The sequence below is a fragment of the Paenibacillus soyae genome (genome assembly GCF_024623455.1).
Taxonomy (GTDB): Bacteria; Bacillota; Bacilli; order Paenibacillales; family Paenibacillaceae; genus Pristimantibacillus; species Pristimantibacillus soyae.
In genome coordinates, this window is record NZ_JANIPJ010000013.1 from 176,907 (window position 1) to 189,998 (window position 13,092).

The window sequence follows — 13,092 nt, forward strand, 5'->3', positions numbered from 1 at the left end:
TCAATAACGATACGCGTGATCGCTAATGCATCAGACTAGGCGCTTCTGAATCAATAACGACACATGTGATCGCTAATGCAACAGACTAGTCGCATATTGAATCAATAACGACACATGTGATCGCTAATGCAACAGACTAGTCGCATATTGAAGCAATAACGACACATGTGATCGCTAATGCATCAGACTAGGCGCATTTTGAATCAATAACGACACATGTGACCGCTAATACATCAGACTAGTCGCATTCTGAATCAATAACGATACGCGTGATCGCTAATGCATCAGACTAGTCGCATTTTGAATCAATAACGACACGTGTGATCCCTAATGTATCAGACTGGCCTCCTTTTGGGCTGATAAAGCCGCGCTGCGCATCCCTCAAGAAGGTATTACGAAAGAAGGTACAGCCCTTATTTTGAAGGCTGTACCTTTCTTTTTGGACTATTCGCTTTAATGGATGTCGTTAATCGTTATTGCAGCAGCCCTCGCCTTTGTTCTCGCCCAGATGTCCGGACCGCTCGATTTTCGTTTTCAAATATTTTTCGTTGTATTCCGATACGTCTCCCCAAAGCTGGATGCGATCATCCAGATCCAGGCCGGCTTTCACGAGGGCGTCGACTTTCCTCGGATTGTTGGTCATCAGCTTGACAGGCTTGTCCCGCAGCGCCTTAAGCACCTTGATGGCGTCGCTGTAGTCGCGCGAATCGTCGACGAAGCCGAGCTGCAGATTGGCGTCCACCGTATCGTATCCGTTCTCCTGAAGGATGTAAGCCATCGCTTTGCTGAAGAGCCCGATGCCCCTTCCTTCGTGGTTAGCCAAGTAGAACAGAGCCCCGTGGCCATGGTCCACGATTTGTTTCATGGACTCCTTCAGCTGGTAGCCGCAGTCGCACCGCTTGCTGCCGAAGATATCCCCGGTATGGCAGATGGAGTGGAATCGGATGAGGGCTTGATCGGCATCCTGGAAATCTCCGTAGACGAGAACGCTGGACTGCTGGAATTCCGCCAAATTAGACGCGGACAGCTTGGCGATGATTCGTTCGTAATCCTCCGTCACTTCCTTGCAGTTCAGCCAGCAGTACCAGTTGAACGTGACGGTCTCTCCGTGCAAATTAACCGGGAGCCTAATGGGACCAACCAGATAGATCGCGCCGTTCTCCGTTTGGATCATTTTTATTTTCTCATGCAGAAGCGATATGACTTTAGGATCGAAAGTTTTAACTGCGGACATGGCGAAATCTCCTTCATATGGATAAGAAATAGTTGGCATAGTTCATTCCTTATTTTACACCAAGTTGCCGGTTCTATGTAAATAGTTACATCTTAACACCAGAACATATATTCGATAAGATGATTAATATAATTTCCTCAATTTGGATATCCAGGAAGCGGAGGCGTAACCTGTGGAAGTGAAAATCGTTCAAACCGGCACGATCACCGCGTATATCGGCGTAAGGGCGAGCTCGGCGATGTCCGATCTCGGAGAGAGCGTCGCTCGCGCGTTCGACGAGCTGCTGAGCAGGCGGGATGAGATTATGAATATTAAAAACCCTCAGGTTACCTACGGCATTACGCCGCCGAACTACAAAGGAAACGCTGGCAGCGTAGACTTCTACTGCTGCTTCGAAGTGGAGCCGATCGGGAACGTGCCACATGGCATGGTTCATCTTCATCTATTGCCTCGCATGTATACGGTGACTCATTACGCGGGGCCTTCCAACTTGACGGAGGAGGCGTACGATTATACGTCGAGGTGGATCAAGGAGAACGGATTCGCATATGACGATGTTGCCTATTACATAGAACGCTACGACGAGAAGACGATCTTCGAAGCGGATGATGCGCGGAGCGAGATTCAGATTTTTTGTCCGGTGAAGAGAGTGGAAAAGGAGGTTGATCCGGAATGACGCAGCGATTGACGGGTTCATATGGCATCATGCTCTATGTCGGGGACGTGGAGCGGTCCAGCGCGTGGTTCTGCTCGAAGCTGGGATTTACGCTCGGGCCGCATGATTTCAACGACTTTGCGGAGCTTCACCTGAATGGCCGCAATGTCCTGCATCTCCTTCGCTCCAACGAGCCTTCTCCGATGACGAAGCCCAATTTCGCGTTATATATTCAAGACAGCAAGGACCTGCACCAAGCTTTGAAGGAGGAAGGGGTCACCGTCTCGGAGCGGGTTGTCTATTCCGACCATGCTGAGTTCTTGGTCACGGACCCGGACGGGGATGTGATGTCGCTTGTTCATTGGTTTTAAGGAGCTCCCGCTGTGGGGCGGCGGGCTGGGGCAATTGGTCGGTGAAGCCGGTCAACGCCCCGCTTATCGGCCCGCGGCTGGCACCCAGCCCGAGAGGACGGCGCCTCCGCTCGGGCCATTGTCCGCGGACAGCTTGCCCCCGTGCTTGCGGATGATGCGCTGCGAGATGGTCAGTCCGAGACCGGCACCGCCCGTCGCGCGATTCCTCGATTGTTCGCCCCGATACAGCGGTTCGAAAATTCGCTCCAGCTCCTCCGGCGAGAAGCCTGGACCGGAATCCTGGATCGTGAACGAAGCGCGCTCCGCCTCCCGGCGAACATGCACGACGATTCGGCCATGGGCCGGCGTGTGCCGCACCGCATTATCGAGCAAATTACTGATCGCTCGTTCCATTAGGTGAGCATCGGCCATTACCGCACATTCCTCCGCCTGGAAGTCGGCGACGATGGACACTTGCTTCTGCCGGGCTTGAGGCTCCAGGCTGTCGACCGACTGCTGCACAATGTCGAGAAAGTCGGCTGTCTCCTTACAAAGCTCCGTCTCTACATATTCCATCCTCGTAAACGTGAAGAGGTCCTCTACCAGCCGGTCCAATTGGGCCGACTTCTCCTTGCATACGGCCACATATTTGGCGACTTGCTCCGGCGACCGCGCAATCCCTTGCTCCAGCCCGTCCAAATAACCGCGCAGAGCGAACAACGGCGTGCGCAGGTCATGCGCGACGGCCGCGATAACGAATCGCCGCTCTTCCTCCAGCGTCGCTTGCTTCCGGTGGGCGTCCTGCAGTCCGTTCACCATCATTTCGAATCCGTCGCGAACTTCGCCGATCTCCCGGATCGCGGATGGAGGGAGCTGCAAGCCGTCCCAGTCGCCTTGACCGATCTGCCGGGTCGCCCGACTCATCCTCTCGAGCGGCGTGAGCAGCTGCTTCCGCATGCGCATGCCGATAATGAAGAACGCGAGCAGGAGACCCGCAATCGCGGCGATGTGAGCGGCTACATACGAGCGGGGCTCGCCGTTACCGATATCAAGCGATCCCATTGTGATGAAGTAGGCTAGGACAAACAAGGTCCAAGGAAGCAGCAGAAGAAGCGCCAAGCTTAGCAAAAAGTACGAACGTACGCGAAGCTTCCTCATGTTAAACGCCTCCGAACCGGTACCCAACGCCCCATACGTTGGTCAAATAGTGGGGCTGCTCCGGATCCCGTTCAATCTTCTCGCGCAGACGGCTGAGATGGACGCGAATCGTATGCCGGTCGCCGATACCGTCCCAGAACTTCTCGAGCAGCTGGTCGTACGTGAACACCTGTCTCGGATGCTCCGCGAACAATCGCAGCAGGTCGTACTCCTTCGGCGTGAGCGAGATGCACTGCCCTTCCACGAATACTTCTCTTGTCGCGATATCGAGCTTGAGGCGGCCGAAGTCCAGCACGGGGTTCGATCGCGCATGCTGCGAGCCTGAGCCTGAGCCCGTGCCTGTACGCCGAAGAACGGCTTTTACCCGGGCAATAATTTCGCCGGGCGAGGCGGTTTTGACAATATAGTCGTCCCCGCCCAGCGTCAGCCCGCGAATCTTGTCCACATCATCGCTGCGGGCGCTGAGGAACAGAATCGGCACGTCGCTCTCCGTCCGGATGCGGCGGCATAAGTCGAAGCCGCTTTGTCCCGGCATCATGATGTCCAGGATGAGGCAGTGCACCGCGTGCTGCCGGAAGGCCGCCCACGCTTCCTCCGCGTCGTAGGCGGTCAGCACTTGGAACTGGTCGTTCTCCAGGAAATCCTTTAATAACTCCACGATGCTCTGATCATCGTCCACGACCAATATCGTTGGTTTTTCGTTCACACAAACCCCGCCTTTACATGAAACTATCGCCGATTATCTCCTCTAAGTGTAGCATCTCTTCCGCCGAAACAAACCGTCCGCTCGCATGTTGTGATGGTTTGTTTATGATTTTGTGACTTTTATGGCGCTTCGTTCGTGAGTTTCTCTTGGTAACCTACGCATCGACGAATGAATGCGAGGAGGAAATTAACATGCTGAACGTACAAATCGTACTGTTCGACGGGTTCGATCTGCTGGACGCGATTGCGCCATACGAGGTGTTCTGCGCGGCTGCTATGATGACGGGCGGAGAGGTACGGGTGGAGCTCGTGACGGCGGAGGGGGCGAGAGCGGTCCCGAGCGGTATAAATGGGTTGAAAATTGAAGCGGCGGGAGGCCGGCTGGTTCCCTCACGGAAGGGCATTATATTGCTGCCAGGGGCAGCCGGAGAGCTGGAGGGCGACGGGCCTAATGCAATTCCAGCGATATTGGCGTGCGCGATGGGCACGGAGCTGTCGGACATGCTGGGAACGGCGATGCAGGAGCCGGATGTCGTGATCGCCACCGTCTGCGGCGGCTCCGTGCTGCTCGGCATGGGCGGCTGGCTGGAGGGCAGGCCTGCGGTTACGAATCGCCTCGGCATGGATTTCCTCGGCGCGATGGGCGCCGTTCCCGTTGCGGCGCGCGTCGTCGAAGACGGCAGGCTCGTCATGGGCGGCGGCGTCACGTCGGGGCTTGATGTCGCGCTTTATCTGGTGGAGCGCGAGCTGGGACCCCGGATCGCCCATGCCATCGAGCAATTGTTCGAGTATGAGCGAAGGGGGACGGTCTGGCGGAATAGCGGTCTCACGCCGAAGAGTCCGACGGAGGCAGGCGATACGAGCGCGGAGGCTGATGCAGAGCCGATCCGAAAGCTGCCGGCGAATGGCGATATGGAACGCGGCAAGTCACCATTCGATGGGATATGGGATACGATTATTTCGACCCCCATCGGGAAGCTTGCGGTGAAGCTGGATATCGCCACGGTGAACGGGCGCATTCAAGGCAAGGCCACGATGGAAGACGAAGTGAGCATGTTCATCGATCCGGTCGCATCAGGCAGCCGTCTGCGCTGGTCGCAGCGGATTACGAAGCCGATTCGGCTCAACCTGAAATTCGATGTCGCGGCAACGGGCAACCAGATGACCGGGACCGCCAAAGCAGGCGTGCTGCCGGCATCGGCATTGGACGGAAAGCGGCGAGTGGAGGTATGACCGGATGACTCGCAAAATTCCATTTTACGCGCTGAGCGCAGTCGTCGTATTCCTCTATATCTTGTATGCGTTAATCAATAATTACATATTGGACCCGGGCGCCGAGACCTTCCTCAGCTACAAAACAGATCTTGAACTAGAGCTGAAGCCCCGCATTTGGCTGACGGTCATGTATATCCATGTCGCATTCGCCTGCGTTGCGATGGCGGCGGGGCTTGTGAATTTCTCTTCGTGCACCTATGCGAAGCGCCGCAGGCTCCATCGCGTGAACGGCTACGTCTACATGTTGTCCGTTCTGATCGTCGTGCTGACGTCCGGCTACATGGCGCCTTACGCCACCGGAGGGAAGGTCAGCAGTATGGGCTTCAATCTGCTCAATATATACTGGCTGATCGCCACGTCGACCGCGCTTATTCACATCTTGAAGAAGCGCGTGGAGAAGCACCGCCGCTGGATGGTCAGAAGCTACGCGTTCTGCTTCACCAATATGCTGATTCATCTCATCAGCTACGTGACTCACGAATGGCTGGGCTTCACCTATGTCGGCGGCTACACGATTGGAGTGTACGGTGCGATCGCGCTGTTATTGGTCATTCCGGAATTGATATTCAGGGCGGGAAACGCTCAAGATAGAGCTGAATCCAATAAATTTCGTATATAAAATATCGAGCGGATCGTTCCTTTTGGCGATAACATAGATGGCAAAGGAGGGAAATGAATGATACAAAAATTCAACGCCAAAAGACCAGTCGAAGGTTATGGACTGGTCTTTTTGGGCTCTTCGCTTCGCAATTAATCCCACACTTTCGGTCTGCCTATTCCTGCAGTTCGCAAATAATCCAGCAGCTGGCCCGTATGGATGGACTCGTGGTAGGCGATTCGCATGAGCATATCGCCAAGCGAGCGTATGTAGCCCACATCGCTTCGGTCGATTTGAATCGTAGACAGCTCCGATTCCGTGAAAGACCGTACAGTATTCATGAATTGCTCGCGATAAGGCTTGGCGAACGCCAGCTCCTCCCGCACGGTCGTAAATGGACGCTCTTCAAACGGAGATTCGTACGTTTTCAAGCTGCCTCTCTGGAGAAGGGCGAGATGGTAGTAATGCTCGCTGTCCAGCACATGCCGGATCATCTCTTTCACGCTCAACGCTTCGCCGTCCGGCTTCCACTCCAATCCCTCTGCCGGAATGCTCTCCCACACGAGAATACTTCTTCTTCGGATTTCTTCAAAATTCAATACCGCGAGTTCAATGGCGTTCATGGCAAGCTTCCTTTCCTAATCCATATACCAACAGCATACAGGAACGTATGTTCTTAATCAAGGCATGGAACAAATCGTTCTGCATTCGACGGGAATAGGCAGTCGATAGAGGAGTCTCTTAAGGGGCTCTTCTTTTTTGTGTTTTATCTAATGGGGGATAGTAGTAAAATGAGGGCTATGAGCGTAGTGACCTATCTGAGGAAGGGACTGAAAAGAATTGAATTTATCTCGACTCACGTTTTTAGGCATAAGGGTTTTGGCCATTATATGTTTCATTGGTTCATTAAAATCGATGGGGATTGTGCTTGAATACGTGTTTAACTGGATCGGGGAGCCTTATCTCTATGATTCCATCCCGAGGAGGCTCATTTCTGATTTCGGTCCTTCCGTCATTTATATGATGATTGGCGTGCTGCTATGGATGTTTACAGGGAAGCTTACCCGAATACTGGTTCCGAACGAAGAGCTTCAATACGAGGTGAACACCGTTGCGATCTTGCAAGTTGGCATTGGGTTGGTAGGCATCTATTCGATTGTATTGGATTTTTCGGGCATACTTTGGTCGATTCGAGACTTCTTTGCGGTGCAGCTGGGGCTGTTTCATGAAGAAAGAGGATTCGGTATTATGATGGATATGGTCGTGCATGTATTAAATGTAGCGATCAGTTTGTTTCTCATTTTCAAAGCCGGCTGGATATCGCGTAAGCTGCACACCATCTGGAGCAAGCCGATATCAAAAATCGATAATAATCGGGATTAACCATCACATATCGTCGAATAGCCAGGGAAAGCCATTAGTCGGGGTTTCCCTGTTTTTGTTCATTCAGGACATATGTCCTTTTCTATTGGGCAAGGATAGCATTAAATGAAAGGAGACAGAAAAGCGAAGGAGAGACAACTTATGAAAGGCTGGATTTACGCCGTGCTGGGCGGCGGGTTCATTGCGCTTCAAGGAGCGGCGAATGCCCGGATCAGCGCGGATATCGGCACTTGGCAGGCGGCGACGATTACGCAGTTTACCGGGTTTGTAACGGCGCTGCTTATCGCGTTAGCCGTAGGAGGCGGAAGCTTCAAAGAGCTGAAGCGGGTGAAGCCGCTGTACTTATTCGGAGGCGCGTTCGCGGCCGCGGTTATTTACAGCAACGTGACCGCCATCCAAAGCGTCGGCTTGACCTTGACGGTAGCCGCCGTCTTGATCGCGCAGCTGGCCATGACGTTCGTCATCGAAAGCCGCGGATGGTTCGGCATCGCCAAGCAGAAGATGGGGCTGCCGCAATTTATAGGCATCGCGATGATGATCGCGGGCGTCATCGTGCTCAAATCTTAGATAAGGAAGCGATAGCGCGCTATGAGCGAAACGTATGTATCGGAGCAGCTCCGCCATTATATCCGGCTGCATCGGCTTGAGTCCATCCTTCCTGCCTCGCTTCATCCGCATCTCGCGTTATGCGATTTCGAGCAGGGAGAGCCGATCTGCATGCAGGGGGAGAAGGCTCGTTATCTGTACATTTTGGTCAAGGGGAAGATCAAAATATTCAATACATCGGCGGAAGGCCGAACGCTTGTCGTCTCCTTCAAGACGCCTCTCGAATTAATCGGGGACGTGGAGTTTTTCCAAGACATCGAGATCATTAACACCGTGGAGGCGGTATCGCCGGTCGTGATGATCCGCGTTCCATATCGGGCGCTCCAAGAGCACGGCAGCGACCATGCGCCGCTGCTTCGTTTTCTGCTGGACATCATCACGCGGAAGTTCAGCCTGAAATCGCAGTTCATGAGCTTCAATCTCATCTATCCCGTGGAGGTGCGTCTGGCGAGCTACCTGCTGTCGGTCTCCTTCGACGAGAACGATGCGGGATTTCGGGGGCGTCTCTCGACCAAGGGCTTGACGGATGCCGCCAACCTGATCGGCACCAGCTACCGCCACTTGAACCGGGTGCTTCGGAAGTTCGCGGACGATGGTTTAATCGAGAGAAGAAGGGACTACATCCTCGTGCTGGATAGGGACGGATTAAGAGAACGGGCGAATCAGAATATTTACGAACAGAAGCCGGAGAGGATGGATTAACATGTGGCAAGGATTATTGCTCGCGGCATTCGGCGGAGCTCTTGTCGGGCTGCAGAACATATTCAACAAACGGGTGCATGAGAAAGCCAGCCCTTGGACGACAACGACCCTGGTGCTTGGCATGGGCTTCGCCGCCTCGCTCCTAATGGGACTGCTAATGGAAGGCGAGCAGTTGTTCAACTTGGGGAATATGAAGCTCTGGTTCTGGTTCAGCGGCGTGATCGGCGTAGGCGTCGTCGTCTGCATCACCCAAGCCACCAAGCTGCTGGGGCCTACTTACGCGACCTCAATCGCCCTAATTTCTCAGATCGGCTTTGCTTTGTGGTGGGATACGCAAGGGTGGATGGGACTCGAGAAGGTTCCGTTTACGTTCAATCAAGCGGCGGGCGTGCTGATCATCGTAGGCGGAATCCTTGTGTTCAAGCTGGGCGGAGCCGTGAAGCTCAGGAGCGCGAGGAAGCCTTTGAAGGATGCGGGGTAAGCCGCCTTTCAGCGGTATCGTTTTGTTATAGTTGAAGTTTCCATTGTCGGCTCCAAAATGTTAGGTGTAAAATTTTGGGTAGGCAGGACAATTAAAGCATTTGGAGGGGATCCTATAACTTATAACGAGGTCGTAAAAGTCGCTGATGCGCATCTGCTTGCAACAGCAGCAGAGCTGTACGGTTTGGAAGGCTGCGAGTTCAGGCTGGTTCAGGCGCATGACGGAGGGCGTCATGTCGTGTATACCTGCGAGAAAGAGGGAGCCGATGCCAAAATACTTCGAATCGCCTTCTTGAATGACAGAAGCCGGGAAGATTATTTGGGCGAGCTCGAGTATGTCCGATATTTGTTCGAGCATGGCGGAAGCGTCGCGAATGTCATCAGCTCCCGTAATGGAAATCTGATCGAAGAGATTTCTTATCAGAGTCATAACTATTTTATCTGCTTGTTCACTCAGGCAAAAGGAAAAGGGCTTGCGGAAAATCACTATCAGTACCGAGAAGGGGCTCCCCTTACCGAATATTATTTTAACTGCGGTAAAGTTCTGGGCAAGCTCCACCAGTTGGCTAAGGACTACAAGCCTGTTCATCCTCGGTACGAATTTACGGATAGATTCAACGTCGAGTACATTGGAAAGCTATTACCCGACTCCTTGTCCCTGCTTAAGGAGAGGCTGGCGGAGCTTCTTCACACCTTGGAGGGCTTGGACAGGAGCCGCGAGTCGTTCGGCATGATTCATTTCGATTACAACGACGGCAATTATAAAATCGATTTTGACACCGGGCAAATCACGGTCTATGATTTCGACAATTCATGCTTCGGTTGGTATATGTATGACCTGGCCGATCTCTGGAGAAGCGGTACGGGCTGGGTGGCGGCTGAGCCGGATGCGGGCAAACGCAAGGCGTTTATGGAGGATTATTTTAGAACGGCCCTCGAGGGGTACAGATCCGAGACGCGGGTCGATGATGCGCTGCTAGAGCAATTGCCTTTATTCATACAAGCAGTACTTATGGAAAATATCGTGTCTGAATTCGAAGGCATGCGGAACAGCAGCGAAGAACCGGAGTGCGATGAGGAGTTGTCTTACCTGATCAAATGTCTGGAGGACGATATTCCGTACGTGGGGTTCTTTGATGAAATTTACTCGAGTGAAGAACCATTTGAGTATGAGACGCGCCATATATAGATGGAAAGTCAAAACACGACATGAAGGCAGCCGACCGGCTGCCTTTTTCAATCACATCTCGATATTATATATAACTTTTCCTCTCGCAACACGTCTGTTTAAATAAGTGTGAATGAGCAGGAGGATAAAGCAATGAAAAAGTGGTTTTTTATAGTTTTGTCGGTTATAGTCGTCAGCGCCGGTGCGTTTGCCTTCTTTAAAAATATAAGCGAGAACAGGATCGCTGCGGAACCCGAAATTCCAAAGCCGAAAGTAACAGTCGGCGGAAAAGAAATCCCAACGGTACTCGGGACGCGCGTGACCGACGCGATTTACGACGCGGCGGGGGCCCTTGAACTCGTGAAGAACCAAGAGCCGACCGTGGTCGTGCCAGGTGCGGAATTATCGGTCACTTTTGACTTCGCGCCTGGAACTTTGGTGCTTCAAAGGCTCGACGCTGAAGGAAACGTGGTTTCAGAGGAAAATCTGAAGCAATTTAAAGGTGTTCTCGTTCCATCCGAAAAGGGTGTCTACGTGTACGTCGTGAACGCTTGGTGGAAGCCGATCGGAAGCGCAAGCTTTGCATTGAAAATAAAAGTGGACTAACGTCTACTTTGGAATTTTATTGAAAGGAATCCATGTCGGTCGATGACGATCCTCGGTATCAACATTATGTTTGGTCGTTATTTTATTTATTAGGGTGAGAATGAAATGAGGTTTCGATAGCGAAAAAGGGAGTAGCTGATGAAAAAAAATCTTGTGGATTATTTTAACTATAAGTTCAGTAGTCATTTTCACTATTGGGGTGACTAAATCCCCTTTAATACCTTACCAGAATCCAACCCCGGAAATGGTTTTAGAACAAAATAAAGCTGCGGCAATGGCAGATCAGTATTTTAGTATCAGTCTCTTCCTATTCACGTTTTCTTTTTTCATATTTTGCATTTGGCTGTACTTAAGAAAAAAGAAACGATAAAGTCGTACTTCGAGCCTTGCTTCCTGATTAGATGGCTGTTCAATCAGCACATAACTGAAAGGGTTTTCAAGATGAATCTAAAATCAGTTCGATTGGAAATTGATGAATTATGTCGAGACTTTCATATTACCAATGATAAGTTTTCCGAAGTTAGGAAAGATCAATGGAGAAGCATACTCGGCAATATTGAAGAAAGGTTTTTGAAAAAGAAATCATCGATAAAATGAAGCGATTTGTAGATGAAAATATGGAGTTGATAGTCAGATGAGATTCAGTTTCTTGACTCGGAAAAAACGAGCTCGTATTCCCATTGAAGAGCAGCTAGCAAATTTGGAGACTGTAGGCATTACGCTCAAAGGGAATCTAGAAATCAAGGAGTTATTGGATTTTGATATCAGGGACTATGAAGAACGCCCTTACATTCATCTTCTAATGAGTATGGGAAGGGAAAGAGAGAGCTTAGAATGTACCGATGATTTATATCCGTCTAACGACGTGTGGTGCTTCGATCGCGAATGTATCGAGGGTCATGGGGATTACATAGAAGCTTTAAATCGGATTGCGGCTATGATTGAGCCGACAATAAGCGTTAGCGATATTCAGGATTACGTGGACATTGGTGCCGGTGAGGCGTGGATCGCTTTTAAGGCTAACGATGCAAGCTATCGCTATCCTCTTCCCGTGCAGGACGATTGGATGAGCCTCGAAATCTTGACGATCTTTTCTGAATTGCTTGCTGCGAGCGGCAGCAGTAAAAGATTTTTTTTCGTGGATACAGGCAATGAAGTATTAGTCGTACTTATTAATCGGGACCAGTTCCTATCCTTAAACAAGTTAATGAATATCTTTATCCCTTCGACCCGGGCGTAAAATCCACTATATCCAACGTAGTTTGTTGGGAATATCTAACTAATAGAAGTGCTCACATTTTCCGAAATAGTAATTAGATGTTGGCAAAAAGAGAAACGCAGGCAGAGGTGAATTGTACATAATGTTTAAGAAACTATTATCGTGGTTCAAGTCCAATTCAAAGGACTCCAAAAAAACTTCTAATAAATCCTTATCTCCGAAAGCGCCTAATAAGAGAACAGTCACTTCTTCAAGGATTGGAGAACTCGGTGAGTATAAAATAAACATACAATTAGATCAACTTCCTAAGGATTCAAAATACCTAAATGACATAATGATCAAAAACCCCAAATCACGAACTGGTTACTCTCAAATTGATCATATTGTTGTATCACCGTACGGATTGTTCGTCATTGAAACCAAGAACTACAACGGCGAAATCAAAGGGGGCCGGTCAGACAAGTATTGGAGAGTAAACAATAGATTCAATATGTTTAATCCCTTAAAACAAAACTTTGGACATATTAAAGCACTTGAGCTTCTGCTATCTGAAATGCCTGACCTCCTATATATCTCAATGATCTCATTTACTATGCGATGCCGCTTTAGTATAGATCCTGAGCTAAGGAAAATTGAATCCAATGAGTTAGTTATCTATGATTCAGAGCTTTCAGAGTTCATTAATCGTAAGCTAAATAGGATTAAGGCTACTACAGATAAGGCAGCGCTAACCGAGGCTGAAGTTCTAAATATATACGAAATCATTCATAGCTCTAATATTACGGATCCTGCTCTTAGATCGGAACATATAGCTATAATAAATAAGGATTAAAGAAGGAGCCATATCGCGAGTAAGCCTGCTTACTTGCGACATGGCTCTTTCTTTCGTTTTTTTTGTCAACCCGAATAGAAGAGTTCGCCCGATCCCGGCATAGGCTATAAGGAAACCGTAT

General features: G+C 50.6%; 17 protein-coding genes. 13 read left to right on the forward strand and 4 right to left on the reverse strand.

The window, feature by feature from the left end:
• Positions 1 to 466 precede the first annotated feature (466 nt).
• Positions 467 to 1,234 carry a GTP cyclohydrolase II gene (locus NQZ67_RS18340; RefSeq protein ID WP_257448733.1) on the reverse strand — a complete coding sequence of 256 codons (768 nt, stop codon included), beginning with the start codon at positions 1,232 to 1,234 and terminating at the stop codon, positions 467 to 469.
• A 172-nt stretch (positions 1,235 to 1,406) separates the two neighbouring features.
• On the opposite strand from NQZ67_RS18340, the gene NQZ67_RS18345 reads away from it, so the two are divergent.
• A complete protein-coding gene (locus NQZ67_RS18345; protein ID WP_257448734.1) occupies positions 1,407 to 1,910 on the forward strand; it encodes a GyrI-like domain-containing protein in 504 nt (167 codons plus the stop codon).
• A complete protein-coding gene (locus NQZ67_RS18350) occupies positions 1,907 to 2,260 on the forward strand; it encodes a VOC family protein (protein WP_257448735.1) in 354 nt (117 codons plus the stop codon). The genes NQZ67_RS18345 and NQZ67_RS18350 overlap by 4 nt, the downstream gene beginning before the upstream one ends.
• 63 nt (positions 2,261 to 2,323) lie before the next feature.
• On the opposite strand, the gene NQZ67_RS18355 is transcribed toward NQZ67_RS18350, so the two are convergent.
• Positions 2,324 to 3,397, reverse strand: a complete 1,074-nt coding sequence (locus NQZ67_RS18355; RefSeq protein ID WP_257448736.1) for a sensor histidine kinase — start codon at positions 3,395 to 3,397, stop codon at positions 2,324 to 2,326.
• A 1-nt stretch (position 3,398) separates the two neighbouring features.
• Positions 3,399 to 4,103 carry a response regulator transcription factor gene (locus NQZ67_RS18360; protein WP_257448738.1) on the reverse strand — a complete coding sequence of 235 codons (705 nt, stop codon included), beginning with the start codon at positions 4,101 to 4,103 and terminating at the stop codon, positions 3,399 to 3,401.
• A gap of 191 nt (positions 4,104 to 4,294) precedes the next feature.
• Between NQZ67_RS18360 and NQZ67_RS18365 the strand changes: the two genes are divergently transcribed.
• Both NQZ67_RS18365 and NQZ67_RS18370 read left to right on the forward strand, forming a co-directional pair.
• A complete protein-coding gene (locus NQZ67_RS18365) occupies positions 4,295 to 5,335 on the forward strand; it encodes a DJ-1/PfpI family protein (RefSeq protein ID WP_257448740.1) in 1,041 nt (346 codons plus the stop codon).
• A gap of 4 nt (positions 5,336 to 5,339) precedes the next feature.
• Positions 5,340 to 5,996: a DUF2306 domain-containing protein gene (locus NQZ67_RS18370; protein ID WP_257448743.1), complete on the forward strand. Its 657-nt coding sequence runs from the start codon at positions 5,340 to 5,342 to the stop codon at positions 5,994 to 5,996.
• 131 nt (positions 5,997 to 6,127) lie between these two features.
• On the opposite strand, the gene NQZ67_RS18375 is transcribed toward NQZ67_RS18370, so the two are convergent.
• Positions 6,128 to 6,598 (reverse strand): DinB family protein, encoded by a 471-nt coding sequence (locus tag NQZ67_RS18375; RefSeq protein ID WP_257448745.1) that lies wholly within the window; start codon positions 6,596 to 6,598, stop codon positions 6,128 to 6,130.
• Positions 6,599 to 6,890: 292 nt separating this feature from the next.
• Here NQZ67_RS18375 and NQZ67_RS18380 point away from each other — a divergent pair, with 292 nt between their 5' ends.
• The 9 genes from NQZ67_RS18380 (at position 6,891) to NQZ67_RS18415 (ending at position 12,971) form a co-directional block, all read left to right on the forward strand.
• Complete coding sequence (locus NQZ67_RS18380; RefSeq protein WP_257448748.1) at positions 6,891 to 7,358, forward strand: hypothetical protein; 468 nt, start codon at positions 6,891 to 6,893, stop codon at positions 7,356 to 7,358.
• Between the two features lie 141 nt (positions 7,359 to 7,499).
• Positions 7,500 to 7,925 (forward strand): DMT family transporter, encoded by a 426-nt coding sequence (locus NQZ67_RS18385; RefSeq protein WP_257448750.1) that lies wholly within the window; start codon positions 7,500 to 7,502, stop codon positions 7,923 to 7,925.
• 21 nt (positions 7,926 to 7,946) lie between these two features.
• Complete coding sequence (locus NQZ67_RS18390) at positions 7,947 to 8,666, forward strand: Crp/Fnr family transcriptional regulator (RefSeq protein ID WP_257448751.1); 720 nt, start codon at positions 7,947 to 7,949, stop codon at positions 8,664 to 8,666.
• A 1-nt stretch (position 8,667) separates the two neighbouring features.
• Entirely contained in the window at positions 8,668 to 9,147 is a 480-nt protein-coding gene (locus tag NQZ67_RS18395) for a DMT family transporter (RefSeq protein WP_257448754.1), read from the forward strand.
• 57 nt (positions 9,148 to 9,204) lie between these two features.
• The gene (locus NQZ67_RS18400; RefSeq protein WP_306812940.1) at positions 9,205 to 10,335 is read left to right on the forward strand and encodes a phosphotransferase enzyme family protein; all 1,131 of its coding nucleotides are present in this window, start codon (positions 9,205 to 9,207) and stop codon (positions 10,333 to 10,335) included.
• A 132-nt stretch (positions 10,336 to 10,467) separates the two neighbouring features.
• Positions 10,468 to 10,920 carry a hypothetical protein gene (locus NQZ67_RS18405; protein ID WP_257448758.1) on the forward strand — a complete coding sequence of 151 codons (453 nt, stop codon included), beginning with the start codon at positions 10,468 to 10,470 and terminating at the stop codon, positions 10,918 to 10,920.
• 441 nt (positions 10,921 to 11,361) lie between these two features.
• Positions 11,362 to 11,517, forward strand: a complete 156-nt coding sequence (locus tag NQZ67_RS30685) for a DUF6756 family protein (protein ID WP_371825323.1) — start codon at positions 11,362 to 11,364, stop codon at positions 11,515 to 11,517.
• Positions 11,518 to 11,554: 37 nt separating this feature from the next.
• Complete coding sequence (locus NQZ67_RS18410; RefSeq protein ID WP_257448760.1) at positions 11,555 to 12,160, forward strand: hypothetical protein; 606 nt, start codon at positions 11,555 to 11,557, stop codon at positions 12,158 to 12,160.
• Positions 12,161 to 12,281: 121 nt separating this feature from the next.
• Positions 12,282 to 12,971, forward strand: a complete 690-nt coding sequence (locus NQZ67_RS18415) for a nuclease-related domain-containing protein (protein WP_257448762.1) — start codon at positions 12,282 to 12,284, stop codon at positions 12,969 to 12,971.
• Positions 12,972 to 13,092 lie beyond the last annotated feature (121 nt).